The organism is Undibacterium sp. (assembly GCF_030683615.1).
GTDB lineage: Bacteria > Pseudomonadota > Gammaproteobacteria > Burkholderiales > Burkholderiaceae_D > Undibacterium > Undibacterium umbellatum.
Genome location: NZ_JAUXQE010000022.1, coordinates 162621 through 185298, shown reverse-complemented (window position 1 = coordinate 185298; position 22678 = coordinate 162621). Strand labels below are relative to the sequence as shown.

General features: G+C 50.6%; 13 protein-coding genes and 1 tRNA gene. 6 read left to right on the top strand and 8 right to left on the bottom strand.

Annotated features, from left to right (window positions below):
* Nucleotides 1–15: 15 nt before the first annotated feature.
* Nucleotides 16–1572 carry an amidase gene (locus Q8K39_RS12385; RefSeq protein ID WP_305260573.1) on the top strand — a complete coding sequence of 519 codons (1557 nt, stop codon included), beginning with the start codon at nt 16–18 and terminating at the stop codon, nt 1570–1572.
* Nucleotides 1573–1590: 18 nt separating this feature from the next.
* Here the strand turns inward: Q8K39_RS12385 and Q8K39_RS12380 are convergent, their stop codons facing one another.
* Entirely contained in the window at nt 1591–3186 is a 1596-nt protein-coding gene (locus tag Q8K39_RS12380; RefSeq protein WP_305260571.1) for a GMC family oxidoreductase, read from the bottom strand.
* Nucleotides 3187–3326: 140 nt separating this feature from the next.
* On the opposite strand from Q8K39_RS12380, the gene Q8K39_RS12375 reads away from it, so the two are divergent.
* Nucleotides 3327–4325, top strand: coding sequence for an AraC family transcriptional regulator (locus Q8K39_RS12375; RefSeq protein WP_305260569.1), 999 nt, complete (start codon nt 3327–3329; stop codon nt 4323–4325).
* Between the two features lie 18 nt (nt 4326–4343).
* On the opposite strand, the gene Q8K39_RS12370 is transcribed toward Q8K39_RS12375, so the two are convergent.
* From Q8K39_RS12370 to Q8K39_RS12360, 3 genes are read right to left on the bottom strand one after another with little or no spacing between them, the layout of a single operon-like run.
* A complete protein-coding gene (locus tag Q8K39_RS12370; RefSeq protein WP_305260567.1) occupies nt 4344–5447 on the bottom strand; it encodes a hypothetical protein in 1104 nt (367 codons plus the stop codon).
* Between the two features lie 57 nt (nt 5448–5504).
* On the bottom strand, nt 5505–7838 hold the full coding sequence (locus tag Q8K39_RS12365; protein ID WP_305260565.1) for a PAS domain-containing sensor histidine kinase: 2334 nt from the start codon (nt 7836–7838) through the stop codon (nt 5505–5507).
* A 17-nt stretch (nt 7839–7855) separates the two neighbouring features.
* On the bottom strand, nt 7856–8323 hold the full coding sequence (locus Q8K39_RS12360) for a thioredoxin family protein (RefSeq protein ID WP_186955772.1): 468 nt from the start codon (nt 8321–8323) through the stop codon (nt 7856–7858).
* 222 nt (nt 8324–8545) lie between these two features.
* Between Q8K39_RS12360 and Q8K39_RS12355 the strand changes: the two genes are divergently transcribed.
* Nucleotides 8546–9703 carry a DNA polymerase IV gene (locus tag Q8K39_RS12355; RefSeq protein WP_186955773.1) on the top strand — a complete coding sequence of 386 codons (1158 nt, stop codon included), beginning with the start codon at nt 8546–8548 and terminating at the stop codon, nt 9701–9703.
* Between the two features lie 8 nt (nt 9704–9711).
* On the opposite strand, the gene Q8K39_RS12350 is transcribed toward Q8K39_RS12355, so the two are convergent.
* From Q8K39_RS12350 to Q8K39_RS12335, 4 genes are all read right to left on the bottom strand, one after another.
* On the bottom strand, nt 9712–10401 hold the full coding sequence (locus Q8K39_RS12350; protein WP_186955774.1) for an ABC transporter substrate-binding protein: 690 nt from the start codon (nt 10399–10401) through the stop codon (nt 9712–9714).
* 140 nt (nt 10402–10541) lie between these two features.
* Nucleotides 10542–11075 carry an HD domain-containing protein gene (locus tag Q8K39_RS12345; protein ID WP_305260560.1) on the bottom strand — a complete coding sequence of 178 codons (534 nt, stop codon included), beginning with the start codon at nt 11073–11075 and terminating at the stop codon, nt 10542–10544.
* Between the two features lie 84 nt (nt 11076–11159).
* The gene (locus Q8K39_RS12340) at nt 11160–13934 is read right to left on the bottom strand and encodes a pitrilysin family protein (protein ID WP_305260558.1); all 2775 of its coding nucleotides are present in this window, start codon (nt 13932–13934) and stop codon (nt 11160–11162) included.
* A gap of 213 nt (nt 13935–14147) precedes the next feature.
* A tRNA-Arg gene (locus tag Q8K39_RS12335) sits at nt 14148–14224 on the bottom strand.
* A gap of 270 nt (nt 14225–14494) precedes the next feature.
* On the opposite strand from Q8K39_RS12335, the gene Q8K39_RS12330 reads away from it, so the two are divergent.
* From Q8K39_RS12330 to Q8K39_RS12320, 3 genes are all read left to right on the top strand, one after another.
* A complete protein-coding gene (locus tag Q8K39_RS12330; protein ID WP_305260556.1) occupies nt 14495–15040 on the top strand; it encodes a cytochrome c5 family protein in 546 nt (181 codons plus the stop codon).
* Nucleotides 15041–15654: 614 nt separating this feature from the next.
* A complete protein-coding gene (locus Q8K39_RS12325; RefSeq protein ID WP_305260554.1) occupies nt 15655–18369 on the top strand; it encodes a TonB-dependent receptor in 2715 nt (904 codons plus the stop codon).
* 1042 nt (nt 18370–19411) lie between these two features.
* Nucleotides 19412–22267 (top strand): TonB-dependent receptor domain-containing protein, encoded by a 2856-nt coding sequence (locus tag Q8K39_RS12320; protein ID WP_305260552.1) that lies wholly within the window; start codon nt 19412–19414, stop codon nt 22265–22267.
* Nucleotides 22268–22678 lie beyond the last annotated feature (411 nt).

Genomic DNA, 22678 nt, shown 5'->3' with positions numbered 1-22678 from the left:
AAGGAAAGCAAGCACATGAAATCACCTGTTCTCAGTTTCAGCACTCTGGCTGTCATGTCTGCATTGTCTGTGCTGCCAGGACACGCCTGTGCCAGCGAGACTCTGCATGAGCTGGCGCAAGATATCAAGGCGGGCAAGACCACAGCCAGCCAGATTTATGACTTGTATGATGCGCGCATCAATATCTACAACCCCGGCATACAGGCGGTGACTACGCGCAATCCGAATGCCAGGCAGGATGCAAAGACAGCAGACCAGCAAAAAGCACCACACGGCAGCCTGGCTGGTTTGCCCTTGCTCTTGAAAGACAATATTGCCGTCCAGGGCATGGTTACTACGGCAGGCTCAGTGGCGCTGGCAGATAATTGGGCAGCACAAGATGCCCCGCTGGTAGCCCGCTTGCGAGCGGCTGGTGCCATTATTATGGGCAAGGCCAATCTCAGTGAATGGGCCAACTTGCGTTCCAGCCAGTCCAGCAGCGGCTGGAGCAGTGCGGGTGGACAAACCCGCAATCCCTATGCGCCTGAACGCAGCCCCTGCGGTTCCAGTTCAGGCTCTGGCGCTGCGGTGGCCGCGCGTTTGATCCCGGCAGCGATAGGCACGGAGACAGATGGCTCGATCGTCTGCCCGGCATCAGTCAATGGCCTGGTTGGCTTGAAACCCACCCTGGGCCTGGTGAGCCGCACCGGCATAGTGCCACTCAGCCATAGCCAGGATACCGCCGGGCCCATGACCTTGAATGTCCGTGATGCCGCCATGCTCCTGAATGCCATGGCAGGCAGTGACCCGCAAGATGCTGCCACCCGCCAGGCAGACCAGCGCCGCAGCAAGGACTATACGGCGGGCTTGCAAGCTACGGCCCTGCAGGGCAAGCGTCTGGGCATCGTACGCAAAATGGTGGATGGCTATGATGTTGACACCAAAGCCTTGTTCGACAAAAGCCTGGCTATCCTGATCGCCCAGGGGGCAACCGTAGTAGACCAGATAGACTTGCCTTATCTCGAAGAACTTGACAAGGATGAACTGACTGTCTTGCTCTATGAATTCAAGGCTGACCTGGATGCCTATCTGGCCAAGACGCCCGCAACCGTCAAGACCCGTAGCATGGCTGATGTGATTGCCTACAACCAGCAGCATGCCGATACTGTCATGCCTTATTTCGCCCAGGAACTGATGGAGCAGGCGCAGGCCAAAGGCAAGCTCAGCGACGCCGCCTACCGCCAGGCCAGCGCTCGCGTCAAGCTGCGTGCCGGCAAACAGGGCATAGATGCCGTGCTGAAAAAATACAAGCTCGACGCCCTGATCGCGCCGACCACAGGCACAGCCTGGCTGATCGACTATAAGGCTGGTGATATTGTCGAAGGCAGTTCCAGCAGCCCGGCGGCGATTGCCGGTTACCCCCACCTGACCGTGCCCATGGGCCAGGTCCGGGGCTTGCCGGTTGGTTTGTCACTGTTTGCCGGTGCCTGGTCAGAAGCAAAATTGCTGAACATGGGTTATGCCTTTGAGCAGGCCAGGCCAGCCCTGCCTGCACCCAGCCTGACTACTACGGCGACTGCGGCGGCCAAGTAAGCTAAGCTGTCTTGTCAACTACAAGCCGGCCCTGATCATATCCGCCGCCTTTTCGCCTATCATCATGGTAGGGGCATTGGTATTGCCGCCTATCAGGGTAGGCATGATGGAGGCATCCACCACACGCAAACCTGTCATGCCATGTACCTTTAATTGCGGGTCGACCACGGCCATGGCATCCACACCCATCTTGCAGGTGCCTATGGGGTGATACACGGTGTCGCTGGTCTGGCGCAAGACCGCACGTATTTCGTCATCTGTATGCACATTCGCTGTCTGGAAGTCACTGGTACGCGCTGCTACCAGAGCTGGTGCATCCATCAGCTTGCGCGTGAGTTTGAAGCCCTTGACCATGTTTTCTATATCATCCGGGTGTTCCAGGAAGCGCGGGTTGATGAGTGGTGCAGCCATAGGATCTTTGCTGGCCAGTGTCACTTCTCCTATGCTCTTTGGACGCAATAAACACATATGGCAGGAATAGCCATGGCCCAGATGCAGCTTGCGCGCATGGTCATCCAGCATGGCCAGGACAAAATGCAGTTGTATGTCAGGCGCGGACAGGTTGGGATCAGTTTTTAAAAAGCCACCGCCTTCAGCACCATTGGAAGTCAGCAAGCCGCGTCGCTGGCTTTGATAGCGTCGGAATTCCTTCAGCATCCGCAGGCTGCCACCTGCGGATACGCCCAGCAAATCCAGGCTCTTGGCGCGGTATTTGAAGACGAAATCAGGATGGTCCTGCAAATTCTGGCCTACGCCAGGCAAGTCGTGAACTACCGGTATCCCCAGCGCTTGCAAAGCCTTGCCATCTCCCACGCCAGACAGCATCAGCAATTGCGGTGTCTGGAAGGCACCTGCCGCCAATAAAACTTCCCTGCCTGCCTTCAAGGTCCTGAGCTGTCCGCCCTGCCGGTATTCAACGCCGATAGCGCGCTTGCCTTCAAACAGGATGCGCGTCACATGACAGCCGGTTTCTACTTGCAGATTATTGCGCTTGCCCATGTGTGGGTGCAGGTAGCCGCGTGCGGCTGTCCAGCGTTCACCATTGTGCTGGGTCACCTGATAGATCCCTACACCTTCCTGCTCTTCACCATTGAAGTCGGTATTGATGTTGAAGCCAGCCTGGCGGGCTGCTTCCAGGTAAATTTTCTGGTATGGATTGTCGCTGCGCAATTCACTGACATGCAGCGGCCCAGACTGGCCATGATAATGGCCGCCATGGGTTTCATTGTTTTCTGATTTTTTGAAGTAAGGCAAGACTTCATCGAAAGACCAGCCAGTATTGCCGAGCGCCGCCCACTGATCATAATCCTGCCTGTGGCCACGGATATACACCATGGCATTGATGCCCGACGAACCACCCAGCATCTTGCCGCGCGGCTGGTATCCGCGCCTGCCATTCAGGCCGGGCTGCGGCACGGTTTCAAAAGCCCAATTGTTCAGCTTGGTCGGCAACATCGCCACCACACCTGCCGGTGTATTCACCACCCAACTGTCACCCTTGCCACCGGATTCCAGTACGGTCACATGCAGATCAGGGTCTTCCGTCAGGCGGCCAGCCACGGCACAAGCGCCGGAACCGCCACCGACGACGATGTAGTCAGGTGTTGTTGTCATATTGTCTCTTAAATATTTTTAGTTTTTACAGTATTGCCGAATTTTATATTCCGGTGTAGCTTAAGATATTAAATCTTCAGGCTCCAGAAAGTAAGGACAAATACTGCCAGGTTGCAGCTAAAGCAAGGATGAACAACAAGGTGCTTTCAGTACAGGATGCGGTATTTCCGGCTCACCCGTTCTCGGGTTTGCTGGCGATAGGTCGCGAGCGTGACTGGCGTTTGCAAGAGATATTCCCGGCGCTTGAGCTGGATGCAGAAGGACAGACATGCGGCGATGTACGCATCAGCTACATGCAAGCCAGGGAGAGTTTGCTGAGGGCGCTTCATCATGGCGGGGCAGACCTGGGGATATTGTCCGGTGCCCGCAAATCCCTGCCCGCACTGGGAGCGATGGGCAGCGGCATGCTGGCCCAGGCAACACTGTCAGACGCCATGCACTTCGGCCTGGAATACCAGTTGATCGCCGGTGCCATGGTGCAATTACAACTGGAACACGGTGAGCGCACATCGATACTGACAGCCCGCCCGTTGTTTGATGATAGCGAGTTACAGGATTTCCTCGATACCGACCACCTGGCAACTGCCATTAATGTCAGCCGAGCACTGTGCGGCCATGCCCTGCAAATCGAACGGGTAGAGTTGCGTGGCAAGCACCAGGCCAGCCGCTCAGTTGCCGAAGATTTTTTTGGCTGCCCGGTTGTCTATGGTGCCGATGTCAGTCGCATCATCGTCAACAACAGCGCACTCTCCACCTTGTTGATCAACCCTGATCCAGAGCTTGCGGCAGATAGTAAAATGCGCTGTGATGCAGAGCTGGCCGCAGTCGGTCTGACAGGCAGGCAAAGCCTCTTGCACAAGCTGGTCAACCTGCAATGCGATTACCGCAGCGTGCCTGAACTGGCGCAAGCACTGGGCATCAGCGAACGTTCCCTGCACCGTCTGCTGGTGCGCGAAGGCTGCTCTTATTTTCAAATTGCAGAAAGCCTGCGCATGGAGAAAGCCAAGCATTTTCTGCGCAATACCAGCATCAGCCTGGACGATATTGCAGCGCTATTACATTATTCAGACAGCCGCAGTTTTCGCCGTGCGTTCAAACGGGCAGTACATATGACGCCTTCGGAATTCAGGCAGCAGTAAGTCTGTTTTCCAGCATTTTTATTGAGTCGGTATTTTCAGGATCGCACCTGTAGTCACGGCATATAACTGATTGTCTGGCCCGACTGCCAGACCACCCAGGTTTTGGAAAGAACCCGGCAAATTGCCTGTCTGTGTAGCGCTGTTGCCACGTGTACCTGTCAGATTGGTCACAGTCCCATTCGGGCTGATTTTTCGTATGACATTCTCGTCACTGACATAGATACTGCCAGCCTTGTCCAGCACCAGCTGGTTCACACGTGTGAATCTTGCTGCCGCTCCTGTGCCATCAGTTGTGCCGTAATTGCCACTACTGCCTGCCACAGTCGTCACCACTCCGGCAGGAGTGATCTTGCGTAGGGAATTTGTTTCAGCGACATACACATTATCGTTATTGTCAGTGGCCAGAAAACTGCTGCCTGAAAATCTTGCTGCAGCGCCTGTGCCATCTTCTGAGCCAGATGCCTTGAGCATGCCTGCAAAAGTAGTGACGACACCAGTAGGGCTGATTTTTTGTATCGTGGTATTCGTGTAACCGGTGTAGCTGGCATAGACGTTCCCGCTGCTGTCAACAGCGACACCTCTGGCGCGGTAAGGCGTTCCAAAAGTGTTGCCCATGCCATCCCAGCCCAGCGGTGCACCGCTGTCAGGTAAGGTGCTTACCTTGCCGTCAGGGGTAATTTTACGAATCGAAAAATCAGCGACGTAGACGTTACCGCTACGGTCAACAGCTATTCCAGATGGGTCAAAAAAGCCAGCTGCAGCGCCATTGCCGTCTTTTCCCTCCCTCATACCTGCGGTACCTGCCAGCGTTGTCACATTACCACCTGGGGTAATTTTGCGTATTGTGTTGCTGCCACGATCTGCGACATAGATATTGCCGGCAATATCGATTGCCATCCCTGAGAGGGAGTCGTGCGCAAACCGGGCATTGCTGGCAGCCCCGTCCTGGTAGCCTGGAGCATCAATTGCGCCTGCAAATACTGAAATCGCACTGGCAGGTTTGTCATTGACTACATGAGTAGCGGTGTTACTGCTCCCTCCACCACAGGCAGACAACAGTACAGCAATGAGCAGGCAAGAGAAAGCTAAATGGTGTGTGCAGCGTATTTGAGCTGGTAGCATACCTGGAAATTAAATTGTATTAAAGATAATTATTATCTTTCAGGACTATACAACAATTTAACGATAAACATCAAACTCAAACCAGAAAGTTGTCCCCTCCCCTGGGGCGCTGGTGAATCCAATTTGTCCATGCATTTTTTCCAGCATGGCCTTGGTAATCGATAAGCCCAGGCCAGTGCCACCTTTTTGCCGGGTATCGGTACCATCGGCCTGGGTGAAAGGTTCAAACAAGTGTTCTTGAAACTCTGGTGCAATGCCCGCACCGCAGTCGCTGACTTCGACACGAAAGCGGGATTCAGTATTGAGGATGCGCAGTATGACGGCTTCACCTTCTTTGGAAAATTTCGCCGCATTTGAGATCAGGTTGGCCATCACTTGCATGAGCCTGTCATGGTCAGCCAGTATCCAGGCTTGCTGGGGATGTCGTTCCAGTTGCAGGCCGACCTTGAGCGAGGCGGCATAGGCCATATTCGATTCCAGGGAATTTTTGACCAGGGCCACCAGGTCCATGGCTTCTGATTTGAAAATCATCTTGCCGCTGGCCAGCTTGTCCATATCCAGAATATCATTGACCAGGGTAATCAGACGTTTGCTGTTATTGTGGGCGATGCGTATCAGATGCTCCGCCTGTTTCGGCAGCACACCACTGACACCCGATTCCAGCAGGCTCAGTGAACCGCGTATCGAGGTCAGCGGGGTGCGCAACTCATGGCTGACGACAGAAATGAATTCAGTCTTCAAACGGTTCATGCGCAACCTGTCGCTGATATCCATGGCAAAGGCAACCCAGTCCCGTTCAGAGTTTTCCAGGTGGCTGAGGCCGACCAGGATGGGCACACCAACATTCTCACCCTGTTGCAACATGATTTCGAAAGGCGCGGTAGTGCCAGTCTGTATCAATTCCTTATATGCCTGCTGGCAGATTTTCAAATCCTGATGGGACAGCAGGGTGTCCCAGGCGGTATTCTGGGTCAGCAAATAGTCGCGGTCATAGCCACTGAACTGGGTAAACACATCATTCACATCCAGTATCTGGCCGGCTTCATTGCCCTGGATAATGCCGATCAGGCTGGAATTCATCAACCTTTGCAGGCGTTGTTCACTGGTGCGCAAGGCATCCAGCGTCAATCTTTGTTCGGTGACATCTTCTATCATCCAGACCGCGCCACGGACATAGCTTTCCATCGGCAAGGCGCGTCCTGCTACGCGGCCAGTGAAGGTTTCACCATTAAAGCGGCGCAACTGCCATTCCAGTTCCACCAGTTCATCCGCCAGCAAGCCTGGGACAACCCGGGCGCTAAAAGCCTGGTAATCTTCCGGTCCCTGATAAAGGAAAGTGGTCTTCACACCTATCATGGCCTGGGCGTCAGGGAAGCGGCAGAGTTCTGCCAGTGCCTTGTTGGCCCTGACGATGGCGCCATCGCTGACAAACATGATGCCTACTGGCGCATTGGTGATGAGGATTTCCAGTTCCCTGGCTAACTCCTTGTAGCGGTTCTTGTTAGCTTCGAGCAACTCCTGGTTATGCCTGAGCATTTCCTCGGTTTGTTTGCGTTCGGTGATATCGATATGCGTACCTACCATGCGCAAAGGCTTGCCCTTGCTATCCCATTCGACGATGCTGCCGAGCGACATGATCCAGCGCCACTCACCTGCCTTGTTTTTTTGCCGGAATTCAGCGTGGTAATCGGTATTGCCCTGGGTTGCGGCATGGCTTTTATAGGCGCGCTTGAGATGAGCGACATCATCGGGATGCACCGCCGTTCCCCAGAAATATTTCCAGAACTGTTGGGGTTGGTCAAAATCACCGGGCTCATAGCCCAGCATCTGCAAATATTCAGCACTGAAATTACCTGCACCAGTTTGCAGGTTGATGTCATACAAACCCTGGTTTGAGGCCTTCATCACCAGGCGGCGCTGGCGTTCGGCGGCCTGCAATCTTTGCTCGGTCAGTTTGCGTTCGGTATTGTCACTCAGGAAACCATGCCAGAGCACGCTGCCATCCGGTAGTGCTTCAGGCGTGGCATCGCCAACTACCCAGCGGTCCAGGCCATCGTCAGAAATGATGCGGTATTCCTGATGCCAGAGGCTGAGTTCGGCAAAAGACTTGCGTACCGTTGCCACCATCCGTGGCAGGTCTTCAGGATGGACTTTGGCAAACATGAAGCTGGCATCTTCCCGCAATTGTTCTGCCTTGACGCCAAAAAAGGCTTCTACCGCATCGCTGGCATAGGGCAGGCAAAACCGCCCATCAGGGTAGCGCCGGAATTGATAAAACATACCGGGCAGGCAGCGCGAAAAATTCGACAACAAGGCGTGACTGCGCTGCAATGCCGCCAGATCAGTTTCTTCCGGCGTTAGCTTGGCTGACATTGCAGGGTCTTCAGACATGCCAGTTCACTTGTTAATCAGCGATACAGTGCCGTGATTTCATCAAAAAAATCGTAGACGCCTTGCTCACTCATCTTGCGCGCATTCGACAATTCACCGCCTTTGGAGGCATACAGCACACTGTTGTCAGGGCGTAGCAAGACTGCCGCCGGTATGCCTTTTTTGGTGGGATTGCCGTACAAGTCGACCAGTTCCTTGTTTTTATCAAACTGGCCTACATTCACTTTGACCGTAATGAACTTGCTGGCCAGCAGGGCCTCGTTTTTGCCGTGCATGGATTTATCGAGTTCCAGGCAATCCTTGCACCAGTTTGCGCCAAAGATGACCAGGACTTTTTTATCCACTTTTCTGGCTTCCGCCAGCGCCTGGCTGACAGCCGCCTTGGCATCGGCCGTTTCGTCATAAGCTTGCGGTGGAGCGGCGCTGGCCGGGTTGATAAGCCATGCCAGACTCAGTGTGAAAATCAGGGAAAGCAGTTTTTTCATCATCGTTCCATCAGAAAATTCAAGAGAAAAAGCAATACATGCATGGTCAGTCTATCTTAGCTTAAACCGTATCTGGCTGTAATTTCTTGTTGTTGGTAAATCTTGTTTTGCTGTATGTATATTCAGTTATTTCGCTGTTTCAGGATAAAATAGTGTATTTCCTTGTGAACCTGCCAGGACCTTTTGAAAAAGATGATCGACGGATGGCGATTATTGATTGCTATGAATAATAAATCACGCAGGATTGCTCATCTGGACATGGATGCCTTTTATGCATCTGTGGAACTATTGAGATATCCAGAGCTACGGGGGCAAGCCGTACTCATAGGTGGGGGTTCCTCACATCGCCCGATTCCAAAAGGCGATGGCACGCATGAATTTTCACGGATAAAGGACTATGTCGGGCGTGGTGTTGCAACCACTTCGACCTATGCTGCGCGGGCGCTCGGCATATTTTCCGCAATGGGTATCATGAAGGCTGCGAAGCTGGCACCGGATGTGTATTTACTGCCTACAGATTTTGAGTCTTATCGTCATTATTCGCGTCTTTTTAAAGAAGCAGTTGGCAAGATTGCTCCCAAAATTGAAAATCGCGGTATAGATGAAATTTATATCGACCTGACCGATCATCCGCAAGAAACCCACGCCCTGGCAAGCAGTTTGAAACAGGCAGTGAATGAAGCAACTGGCCTGACCTGCTCCATTTGTGTTGCACCAAATAAGTTGTTGGCAAAAATCGGATCCGATCTGGATAAACCTGATGGTCTGACTATCCTGGATTTGGAAGACGTGCCAACACGTATATGGCCTTTGTCTGTGAAAAAGGTGAATGGGATAGGTCCAAAATCAACTGAGCGCCTGGCGAGCCTGGGTATCAACACCGTTGGCGAGCTGGCAAATGCAGACCTGGGTTTGCTGCAAACTACCTTCGGCAGTAATTACGCCGGTTGGCTATACAATGCGGCCCGTGGCATTGATGACAGGGAGATATCAACTGAGTCAGAACCCAAGGTCATCAGCAGGGAAACCACGTTTGACCGCGACTTGCATGCCGTTCATGACAAGGCAGTATTAACCGATATTTTCACCGATCTTTGTTATCGCCTGGCGAAGGATTTGACAGTGAAGGGATACCGCTGCAAAACTGTAGGCATTAAGATCCGTTACACGGATTTCCGTATTTCGACACGCGACATGACCATCCCTGTAGCAACTGCCGATCCCGCCATCATACGCAAGGCAGCCGGGGAATGTCTGCGTCGGGTGGCACTGGAAAACCGCTTTCGCTTGTTAGGAGTCAGGGCCAGTGCCCTGGTGAGAGAAGCAGACGTCATCAATGAGCGCCAGGTGAGCCAGGGTATGTTGTTTGAGGATCCATAAATTGAACTTTATGGCTGGGCACTTTGCATTTGTTGGAAGTACAGGTTTTCTATTCTTCTGAGATTGAGTTTTTCCAGATAGGGATTGATGAGTTGCTGATATTTCAACCCACGTTCATTGCGCTGGAAGCAAATGTGCAACGAAAAATTGATGATTTCCTTGGGGTGGAAAATAATGCTTTCCTGGCCGCTTTTGAGGCTTGGTTCGGTAATCAGCAACTGCCGCAAGACATCCTTGCTGATGACCACCAGGTCGACACGTCCAGCCATCAATTTGCGCAAATTGCTGATGTCTGAAGGTGCCACATCCAGTTTTAATTGTTCTTTTTTAACCTGGGCATCAAATTCCTCGCCATTGGCATAGTCTCGCACAACCCCTATGGTCAAGCCCTTCAGGTCGGCGTAATTTTTCCAGTCGAAATGCCTGTTTTTGACAGCAGCCAGGCCAACGATGCTATTCCCCAGCGGGCCGGAAAAATAACAGGTTTTTTCCCGCTCCTTCAAATAAAAGGCCGGGAAATATCCAGCGTAAGCAGGGTCCTTTTGCCCCAGTTGCACAGCACGGCTCCACGGGGTGTAACTGATTTGGGTATCCATCCCCGCTTGCAAGGCAGCTGCCTTGACGATGACCGAAGTTAATCCTTCATCAGGCAGATGTTTGCCAACATACGGTGCCCATTCCAGCGAAGCCAGTTGCATGACAGGTCTGCCGGTCGCCAGTGATGCGCTACCAGAAAGGCAGCTAGCAATAATAACAAGAGAGCGAAAAAACCGGACACTCATGGTGGTGGCTTTGCGTTGGCAAAAACTCAGTGTAGCCCAAGTCTGCTGCCCAGATTTTAAGAGATAGTTACAAGCCTGCTGCGCTGTAATCTTTCACTGCCATCAGCAGCGATTGTTTCAAATACATCGTCCAGCCTGGTGAACACATCCCAGTGATCAACTTGTTTTTGTAGCGCAATGGCCTGGATTAGTTTGAGCTCCAGTTCCGCTTCTCGCTTGCCCTTCCATAATTTGTCGGCAGCAGCGACGGCTAATTCTTCCAGACTCAGGTCGCCATGGTGCCATTGCGCGTGTGTCACGCAACACCTTGCCGCTGCGGTTTGTACACCTTTCGCCAGCAGCATTTTTTCACCAGCAGGTTCATGCATTGAGCCAGGGCCATCCAGTTCATGAGGGTGCAGGATTTTGCCTGCGTCATGGATGGCAGTACCAAGACGTATCAGATTTGCATCGAACTGCACATCCATATCTTCAAAGTTTGTAATCAATAAATCAGCTGCTTCGCCAACCAGTTTCACGTGAGTCAGCAAGCGCTCTGATGCCCCCAGGCTTGACAGCAACTGGTAGGCCTCTGCTTTAGTGTTAAGCATGGTGAGCAATCAAAAAAACAATTAAACAATAATAAAAAAGGCTTGCACAGCATCCTGTGCAAGCCTGTCCGTTACTTAAAAAGCTTATTTGAAGTCGCCCGCAAACACGCGCAAGGTTTTTTCAAATCCCAGATGTTTAGTCATGGCTTCTTTGACTTGAGCCACAGTCAGTGACTGTATCTTCTTTTCTATATCCGCCTGGAATTGCATATTACGACCAAGATAGAGGTTGTTGACCAGACTATTGGCCAGTGCGGCGTCCTGGCTGCGTTCGAGTTGATATTGCTGGATCAGGCTCTTCTTGCCATCTTCCAGTTCCGCTGCTGTAAAGCCTTCCGTCTGTACGCGGGCCATTTCTTCACGTATGCCAGTTTCAAGCTTGACTCGGTTTTGCGGTGCGTAAATAGCACCGGCATTGAAGGCCCCCACTTCTTCTACCGATGAACCACTAAAGCTGGAACCACCACCATAGCTGACCCCATCTTTTTGACGTATGCGGTTCAGTATGCGTGAATTGGCGCTGCCACCCATGAGGTAATTGCCAAGTACTAATGCCGGATAATCAGGATGTTTGGTGCCAACAGGTACCAGCATGGTTGCAAAGAAGAAGGCGTTGGCCTTGTCCGGTGTGATGATTTGCTTGTCATCGGCCTTAGTTGCCAGGAAAGGTTTGGGGAGACGGGTGAATTTTTGTGATGTGTTCCAGTCACCGAAGGTTTTTTGCAATTCTGCTTTCAAGCCGTTGGCATCAAATTCGCCGACGACAGCAATTTGTGCCTGTTTTGCATGATTGGCACCATAAAACTGTTTCCAGAATGCCTTGGCATCTGCCAGTTTGGCTGTTTTCAGATAGGCAATCTGTTCATCTATGCTGCGATAGTAGCGGGCGTCATCGCTGGGATAGGTATTTTGTGCTTTCCTGCCTGCATCTACGGCGACAGCTTGAGGTTCCTTGCGTGACTCTTCCAGTTGTGCCAACTGAGAATTGAGCAATTGTGTGAACTCGGCTTCATTGAAGGCAGGCTGACGCAGGGCATCGCGCAATAATTCCAGTACTCTGGGCAGATTGTCACGTATGGTTTCCACCTGTACGTTGGCGGTAGAAACTGAACCACTGATTTGCAACTTGGTCTTGAGTTTGTCCAATTCTTCGGTGAATTGTTGACGGCTGAGTTTTTCCGTACCACGGTTGAGCATGGCAGCGGCCAGCTCGGCAGCACCGGCCTTGCCTTTCAGGCTGTTTTCATCGCCAAAATTCAACATCATCGACAGCACAACAGTATTGCCACGTGTCGTCTTGGGCAGCAAGGCGTATTGCATGCCATTGCTGAGTGCGCCTGTGATAGTGCGCTTGTCGATATTGTCAGCCGAAGCGATAAAATTTTCTGCCTGGGCGATGGCCACGCCAGGTTTGAATTGCTTGATTTGCTCATCCACAGCAACTTTGGCCGGGGCAGGTGAGCGGTCCGGCTTTTCTGTCGGGATAAAACTGCCTGAGGTGCGGTTGCTTGACTTCAGCCAGGTAGTGGCGACGCGCTGTACATCTTCAGCCTTGAGTGCCTTGACGCGGTCGCGGAACAAGAAGAACAAACGCCAGTCACCAGCGGCGATACTTTCCGAAAGAGCCACGGCAAATTTTTCAGGATCATTGAAAATCTGCGCGATATCTGAATCCAGCTTGGCCTTGGCACGTGTCAGTTCTGCTTCTGTGACAGGAACCTTGTCAAAGCCTTCTATGGTTTCCAGCAAGATTTGCTTGGCTTCTGGCAGGTTTTGCTCAGTACGCAAGTTGGCGCCCAGCATCAGGAAACCTGGTTCTTCCAGATTTGCGGCCCACGGGAATACATCGGCAGTTTTCTTGGTTTCAACCAGGGCCTTGTACAGGCGGCCATTGGGTGTGTCGCCCAGGATCAGGGCCAGCGCCTCAGTCGCGGCATAATCAGGGTGGGCTGCAGGTACGGTGTGGTACAAAGCTGCGATGGCTTGTGAATCACCAACGCGACGGACAATGACATCGCGCTCACCATCTTGCACGGGATCTAATGTGTACGTAGGTTCCAGCGCACGTTTTGGTTTTGGTATTTTGCCAAATTTGGTCGCAATCAATTGCAGAGCCTGTTTGGCATCAAAGGCACCAGCTACGATCAGGGTGGCATTGTCAGGCTGGTAGTATTTGCGCCAGAAAGCTTGCAGGTGCGGGATGTTGACGTTTTCCACATCAGTACGTGCGCCTATGGTGTCCTTGCCATAGTTATGCCATTGATGGGCGGCCGACATGATGCGCTGTATCAGGATAGCGATGCCGGAGTTCTCATTCTTTTCCATTTCATTGCGCACGACGGTGAATTCTGTCTTCAGGTCTTCGCCGGAGATGCGTGAGTTGACCATACGGTCGGCTTCCATACTGATGGCCCAGGCCAGGGTTTCCGGCTTGGCAGCAAAGGTTTCATAGTAATTGGTGCGGTCCAGCCAGGTCGTACCATTGAATTGCACGCCGCGCTGTGACATTTCTTCCCACAGACGTGGATGGGCCTTGCTGCCCTTGAACATCAGATGTTCGAGCAAATGCGCCATGCCAGTTTCGCCATAGTTTTCATGGCGCGAGCCTACCCGGTAAGTAATATTTACGGTGGTAGTCGGTTTGCTGGCATCTTGCACCAGCAAGACACGCATGCCATTCAACAACTGGTACTCGTCTATCCCCTCTACCTGGCGCACAAACTGTACGCCCGCAGGCAGGGCAGCTTTGGCTGTCGCTGCATTTTCAGCCGCGATGGCTGGCGGGAGATGGACCAGGGTAGTAAAAGCCAATGCCAGGGAGAGGCTCAAGCTGCTGAGTTGCATGCGCGATGATTTCATGTAGCGACCTTTATAGATGAGGTAAATGCAAAATGGTGAATGTCAGTGTATTCGCCTGCAGATAATACGCAGGCTGTGACCATGCAAATCAGATTCTGGTTCAATCCAGAAATAATTGCAAAGTGGACAAGCTTAGTACAAATGCGGCAAGGTCGACAAGCAAACTTGCGAATAGTTGGCCGTGCAGGGATAAAGAGGGATAAGAAAAAATCATGGCGCGCCAGACACGAATCGAACGTGCGACCCCAGCCTTCGGAGGGCTGTACTCTATCCAACTGAGCTACTGGCGCGTGGGCTATGCATGGAAATGCATAAGTGAGACTTAAGTAATCCAAGGGCAACATTCTAACTCAATTTCAAGCGGGTCTTGCGCATCAAAGCAGGGAATTTGTCGTTAAAGCGGGCAGATTTTCCTGATTCTTGGCGCACACAACCTGCTTTTCATTCCAAACACGGCGCTTTCGCTCTATAATCCCAAGCTTTGGCACTTGCCGCGGTAGGTTGCCGAGCTGCATAGGCTAACGACTTTCAGTACCTAATTTATTTGCATTGAGGAAACCATGAGCGACGCGCACGACGAACACGAATCAGCGATCAAGACCCCTAAGCAACTAATCGTTGCAGTTCTCGCCGGATTCCTGGTACCCATTATTGCCATTGTCTTACTGGTACAGTATGTATCGAATGACAAAAAAGTAGGTGCAGGTTCTTCTGCACTCACACCTGAAGCAATTGCTACCCGTATCAGCCCGGTAGCTGACCAGGGTTTTAACTTCAAGGATGCCAGCGGCCCTAAAACCCTGCAATCCGGCGAAGCTGTCTATAAAACCATCTGTGCTGCTTGTCACGACACTGGTGCTGCCAGCGCACCTAAATTTGGAAATGCCGCTGACTGGGGTCCACGTATTGCGCAGGGCTACGACAAAGTGGTCGCCAATGCGATAGGTGGCTTGCGTGCCATGCCTGCCAAAGGCGGCAACCCTGACCTGGACGATATCGAAGTGGCCCGTGCTGTAGTGCATTTGGCTAATTCTGCAGGCGCTAAATTCAAGGAGCCTGAAGTCAAGCCGGCAGCAGCAGCTTCTGCCGAGGCATCTGCAAAGTAAGTATTACCTGAACAGTCAAACAAAAAACCCCGGAAATCCGGGGTTTTTTGTTTGCTACGGGCCTGGATCGCCAAGCTTGCGCCCATATTTTCCTGTATTTATTACAAGGGGCATGACGGCATTACTTATTTGTGCTCCTTTTTGGTGCGCAAGTGTTTGCGTTTAATATATGTGGGCAAATGCTCCGCAAAAATCAATAATATCTCACTGGCAATAAATTCTAGCTTCCTGCACAAGCGCAAAAATTTTAAGCCGTTTTTGAAACTTTGGCGACATTTCATAGTCAAACCCCGGTGGGGCTCTATGCAAATGTCATATTTTTGTAGCTAGGTGTTGTTTTTTTGCTGCATGTTTTTTATCAATATTGACAACGGAATCTCTTAAATGTTCTCATGCTGAGGCAAATTTTCTGAAAGAAATTTCTCAAAATTTTCCCCACGCCGAAAAAAATTTCCATTTTTATTTGGTGGTTTTGCAAATTAACAAACTTTGTTTAGTTGTCACAAAATTTGTTAGGAACATATATATAACGGAGCGCAATAATGATAAGAGAAAAAACGATATCAAGATCGGTACGATTGATCTGTTCTAGTGGTTTGCTGTTGAGTATGGGTATGCTGGCCCAGCCAAGCTTCGCGCAAGAAGCGGTACAAAAAGTTGAAATCACTGGTTCCAGTATCAAGCGTACTGAAACTGAAGGTGTTGCAACGACCCAGATTCTGAGCCGTAAAGACATCGAGCAAACTGGCAAAACTTCCATCGCTGACGTAGTCCGCAGTATTTCTGCAGATAACAACGGCAGTATCAGTGGTTCTTTCACTAACGGCTTTGCCGGTAGTGCTTCTGGCGTTTCCCTGCGTGGTCTGAGCGTTAGCTCCACGCTGGTGTTGATCAATGGTCGCCGTACTGCGCCTTATGGCTTCGGTGATGACGGTCAACGCAGCTTCGTCGATTTGAACTCCATTCCTCTGGATGCAGTTGATCGCATCGAGATCCTGAAAGACGGCGCATCCGCGATCTACGGCTCCGACGCTATTGCAGGCGTGGTTAACGTTATCCTGCGTCAAAACTATGTTGGTCAGTCTGTTGCTGCCAATATCGGTCAATCTTCCCGTGGCGATGGCCGCGTGATGAGCGCTTCTGCAGCTCTTGGTTTTGGTAATCTGCAACAAGACAAATACAATGTCTTCATGACGATTGATGCCAAGAAGCAAGAAAAAATCTGGCAAAAAGACCGTGACGACTATATCGGCCAAGCCGATGCACGTCCATGGGGTGGCCGCGATCAGCGCGGAGGCCAAATTACAGCCGGTAACGGTGGCGGTTCCAACTTCCTGGGCACAGTACGCCCAGTGAATGCTACTGGTGGTACGCTCACTGGCGCTGCTGGCAATGTCAAACAATTGCCAGGTACTTGCTCTGCTGCAAATCTGGACCCAGTTGGTGGTACTTCACTCGACAACGCCTTGGGCGGTTGCTTGTGGGATCCGGTTCAATTCCAGACTATCCAGCCTGAAACAGAAAATCTGAACATCTATGCACGCGGTACTTTTGCCATCAATGACAAAACCACAGCGTACACAGAACTGGGCTTGTTCAACAGCAAGGCAAAAACCCAGACTACACCTTCCGGTTTGACAGGCGCTGGCTTTGACCTGGTCAACGCCCGTGTTAACAACACCAATACTGGTCCTGACCAGTTGTTGCTGCCTATCGGCCACCCGGACAATCCGTTTGCTGCTAACCGCGCACGTCCACGTTGGGTAGATGCGGCACGCCCACGTACTTCCGATCTGGAAACTACAGTGACCCGCTTCCTGGCTGGCGTAAAGGGTACAGTTGCTGAGTGGGATTACGACGCTGGCTTCCTGTATGCTGAAAGCAAAACAGACAAGACACAAAACGGTTACTATCGCCAATCTGCTCTGAAAGCAGCAGTAGCAAATGGTAGTTTCCGTATTGGTCAGGGCCGTGTCAATACACCTGAAGTGCTGGCATTGGTTTCTCCAACTTTGCAAAACTCTGGCGTGACCAAGAGCACATCGGTAGACTTCAAAGCGACCCGTGAATTGATGCAATTGCCTGGTGGTGCGATGGGCATTGCGGTTGGTGCAGAGTATCGCAAAGAAGAAACCAACAGCGATCCAACTCCATACACTAATATCAATGACATCGCAGGCTTGGGCTACTCCGCTTCCAAGGGTTCCCGCAATGTGACAGCGCTGTATACTGAGTTGGCTATCCCTGTACTGAAATCCCTGGAATTCCAGCTGGCTGCCCGTACAGACAAATACTCTGACTATGGTCGCTCGACTACACCAAAAGCTGGCTTCAAATTTACACCGACCAACACCTTCGCATTACGCGGTACTTATGCTGAAGGTTTCCGTGCTCCTAGCGCGGCTGAGAATGGTGATTCCGCTGTAGCAGCATTTACCAATATCCCTAATGATCCTATCCGTTGCCCGGTAACTAAACTGCCTATCGATTGTTCTTCCCAACAAGTTGGTGCTATCACAGTTGGTAACAAAAACATCAAGCCAGAAACATCCAAGAGCTATAGCTTGGGCTTCGTCGTAGAACCAGTCAAGAACTTCAGTATCTCCCTGGACTGGTGGAAAATTGAACGTGACGGCGAAATCGGTGGTTCTGATCCTAGCGCGATTGTTGCCAATCCAGCTGGCTACCCAGATGCACAAATTGTCCGTGGCGAAGCAACTTCCAACTTCCCTGGCCTGGCTGGTCCTATCCTGATGGTGAAAGCGCCTTACCTGAACGCTGGTAAGACACAAACATCCGGTCTGGATCTGGACATGCGCAGCAAGTTTGACCTGGGCGCCAACGGTAAGTTGAATGCCGGCGTGGTTGTGACTTACATGCATGAATTCAAGCGTACTGATTCTGATGGTACTACGCACGAATTCGCTGGTACTCACGGTGATATCAACCTGTCCGGTAACGGCGGTACACCGCGTACTAAAGTTAGTTTGAGCCTGGGTTGGGACCGTGGTCCTTGGACAGTGTCCGGTAACATCAACCATGTATCCAGCATCAGCGGCACCAATGAAATCGGTGGCGAGTGCCTGGATACAGATGCAAACCACAATCCTTACCTCGGTTGCCGTATTGCTGCCTTCACGACAGTTGACGTGTTCGGTAAATGGAAAATGTCCAAAAACCTGGAATTCACAGCATCCATCACCAACTTGTTTGACAAGATGGCACCGCTGGACGTCCAGACTTATGGCCGTATCAACTACAACCCATCCCTGCATCAGTCCGGCGCAGTTGGCCGTTACTGGAACATCGGTGCTCGTTACACATTCTGATGATGTAGCGGCACAGCATGTTTAAGTAATGCCTTCGCCGGATCCGTAGTCCCGGCAAAGGCACTGCCAATGCAATGTTGAATGAAAGCCCCGCAAGCTTGCTTGCGGGGCTTTTTTCATGCGCTTTCAGCAGCCGCAGAGGGAAGAACACTGGCGGTACAACCTGGATTTAGCTGAGAGGTACACTCGGTACATGAAACTGCGCAGTTTCGCAGCAGCGTCTATAGCTGTTTAGGGACGGGTATAGAGCGTGAGTAGCATATCTGCTGTTGTTGCTGGCAATGAACAGTTGAGGCTGCAAGAGCGTAGTAAGAGTAAATTTGCCAGCCCACTTCATATCAGATACTGCGGCAAACTCTTGCTGGAGTCAGCCTTAAAAAGATGCTATTAACGCAATTTCCATGCATGGCCAAGATCGCCCTTGTTGTGCATAAGAGACAAGTGAAAAAGTTGTACATACCAATTTTTTAGTGACGTCCAGAAAAATAAATCGGACTATATTTTTTTTGACAAACTGCCAATCAAGGCGGGCAGGCGTTGAAAGTCAAATAAACGTCGGCGAGAAATCACTAAACTTGTGCAGAGAAAAAAATCATCCGATTTTTATACTGAAAATTAACTTTCAAGGACTCAATAATTCAGGCCATGAAAAAATAGCTAAATTAAATATAAATGTTTTGGTGCGACGTAATTTAGCAACATATCTACTTGCCTTAATTAACATTCCGAATCATTAAAAATGATCTGCATTGCAGCGTGTCCGTGAGATAAAAAGAAATATATTAGCGAAGCTTGACAGCAAAGTTTTCAAATGGTTCCATAAATAAGGAGATTTTTTTACGGAACAAAAAAGCAAAAAAGAAGCATTCATTCAATCTACAAAAAAGTACTGACGCGTACACTTTTTGCAGTTTCCGTAAAGAAATTCCCAAAGAAAATATTGCTACCAGGGCAAATAGGGGGTTCTGGCGAAAGTCAGGATCTTGCCTGGGTAGCATCGCTCATCAGTTCCATTTTTGGGGGTTTAGTCATGGTAGAAAAAATGTTGGCCCGATCAGTACGCATGATGTTTGTTGGCGGTTTTGCGGTGGGTGCGGGATTGCTGGCACAACCAGCGATGTCGCAAGACGCAGTACAGAAAGTGGAAATTACCGGTTCCTCGATCAAAAGGATTGCACAAGAAGGCGCATTGCCTGTGCAAACCCTGAGCCGTAAAGACATAGAACAAAGTGGTGTAAACAATGTGGCCGACCTGGTCGCTGCCTTACCAGCCATGCAAGGCTTCATTACTGCGTCGGCATCGGTCAACGGTGGCGGTGCTGGTCGTCAGTCTGCTTCCATTCACGCCATTGGTACTGACTATACATTGGTACTGTTGAATGGTCGCCGCATGGCACCGTATGGCACGGGTAGTGCAGTCAATCTGGGCAGCATTCCTTTGTCCGCAGTTGAGCGCGTCGAAATTCTGACCGATGGTGCTTCCACCCTGTATGGTTCAGATGCGATTGCCGGTGTTATCAACTTCATCCTGAAAAAGAATCAGACAGACCTGAATGTAGAGGCCACCCTGACCAGCCCTCAACAAAAAGGGGGCCGCAGTAGCAACTTCTCTATTTCCAAAGGTTTTGGTGATCCAGATAAAGATGGTTTCAATGTCTTGCTCGCCTATAGCCATGATGAGCAAAAACCCCTGGAAGCATCGCAACGCGAGTTTTCCAAATCAGGTGTCTTGAGATTTATGAAAGATGGCAAGCATTTTGCCACTTGGCAAACCAGTATCAATTCCATCCCGGCAAATGCTGACATCTATGATTCCCTGGGCAATAATGCGACTTTTTCCGTCGATCTGGTGAATACTGGCAAGTGTAACGGTCCTAACACTTTCGAGCGAGGCGGCGTGTGCCGCTATGACTATGCTTCTACCGTGCATCTGCTGCCAGAGTTGAAGCGCGATAGCTTCTTTGCATCAGGTAATTTGAAATTGGGCAAGGACACAACTTTGTTTGGTGAATTGGTCATGTCCAACTTCTCCAACAAGGCACGTTATGCAGCGCCAGCCCAGCCTTTGACTACTTTCAGTACCGATCCGGTCACTGGCCAAAAAGTCGTCAACCCGAATTACATCGGTGCTTACAACAAATCAGTGGTACCGCTGCTGGCAGGACAAGGCATCAATCCTAATGATGTGACTGATGCATTCTTCTACTATCGCGCCAATGATGCAGGCGGCCGTGCTGATGATTACCAGACCGAAGCCCGTCATCTGGTACTGGGTCTGGACAGCAATTACATGGGCTGGGATTTGAGCGCCAGCTACACCCATTCTGAAAATACCGAGAAAGATGACGCGGTTTCCGGTTACATGAGCGCCAACCGCTTCGATGCATTGGTCAAATCGGGTGCTTACAATCCTTATATTGTGAATCAGAATGCCGCTTCCATCCTGGCACCTGCTGTATTGAAGGAAAACCTCAGCGTTACCAAATCCAAGATTGATGTACTGAAAGCCAACGCCTCAAGAGAATTGTTCGAAATGGCAGGCGGCAAGGCGCAACTGGGTCTGGGCGCAGACATGACCAAGCAGTCATTCGATGATGCACCGTCCGAACTGGTACAAGGTCCTGGTCCTCAGCACCCAGCCTGGACAGACGTGATCATCGGTGGAGCTACTGGTTCACAAGGCCTGGTTGCTTCTCGCAAGAGCTGGGGTACATTCGGCGAATTGCTGATGCCTGTCATCAAAAACATGGATGTTACAGCAGCTATCCGTTATGACAGTTATGACGCAGTCAAGAAAGACAACGTCAGCTACGACGTCAATGGCAACGCTTCCCAGCCTGGTACGCAAGGGATCGCTGTGTCCAAAGCAACGTATAAATTGTCTGCACGGTATCAGCCTATGCAAAATCTGATGTTGCGCGGTTCGTATGGCACTGGTTTCAAGGCACCGACACTGAACGATATTTCTGATCCATTGAAAAATGATGGTTCTTCCAATTTCTTCCCTTGCCCTATCACCAAAGCAACAGATCCACGCTTCCCATATTGCCGTGGTACGTCTGAATATGGTCTGTTGAAAAAAGGTAATCCAAGCACAGGCTCGGATGCTTTGAAAGCAGAAGAATCCAAACAGGCAGCCTTCGGTTTCCGCCTGGAACCAAGCAGCAACTTGTCTCTGGGTCTTGACTGGTGGGATGTAAAGCTGAAAAACCAGATTCAGAAGTTGTCTCAAGATTTGATTTTCACGACACCGGCACTGGCTGAGCAATATATCTCCCTGTACTATGATCCTATCCAGAAATCCAAAGTTCTGGTGGCCAATCGTAGCCCGGTGAATCTGGCCAGCTCACGTTATTCTGGTCTTGACTGGGATGCAACTTTCAAATCTGCTACGCCTATCGGCAGACTGAACATGAACTGGTCAGGCACTTATATGCTGACAGCAGAAAAAGATGTACCGGGTGCCAAGGTAGAAAGCAGTCTGGGTCGCTTCGACTCCTACGATGATGTGACTTTCCGTATCATTTCCAGACTGGTGACGTCCCTGAAAGTGTCCGAGCAATACACCCATAGCCTGACCATGAATTACCGTTCTGGCTATCACGACAAAGTCGCCAAAGCGGGTGATGGCTATGTTCGCGCCGTGAATGCAGATGGTTCAGTTGGTGGTTTGGTCGATATGGAACGTGATGTCAGCAACTACATGACCTTTGATTATCAATTGCAAGCCAAGCCTATCAAAAATCTGACAATTACTGGTGGTATCCGTAATCTGTTCAATGTAGACCCACCATTCACTATCCGTAATACAGGTGGTGGTAATCAAGTTGGTTACGATGGTCGCTATACCGACCCTCTGGGCCGTACCTTCTACCTTACAGCTGCCTATAAATATTGATCATTTTGTTCATTATTTTATAAACAGACAAAAAACCCGGACTCGTCCGGGTTTTTTGTCAAAAATTATTTCAAATTCTTTAAATGAAACATCAATTCTGAAAATATTTTTTCTTGCCCTATCCATAAGACCACTAGGCAATTTGATAAGAGAGTCATTTGCCAATAAAACGATATTGCCATGGGGAAATTGAAGAAAATGTGAACAAAATTTAGTCAGTCGCCAAGGCGGGCAAGTATAGTTTTTCTGCGTAAAAAACAGGCAAATTTGTTGAGCTGTATAAATGCAAATAATTTCTTTCCCATCCCGCTTTGCTAGGGGGGAATACCAGTAAAAAGCCCTTGCTACTGAGCAAAAATCGAGTATATTTCTAACTTTGTTCCTTGCTTTTCCCTTGAATGACCAGCTTTT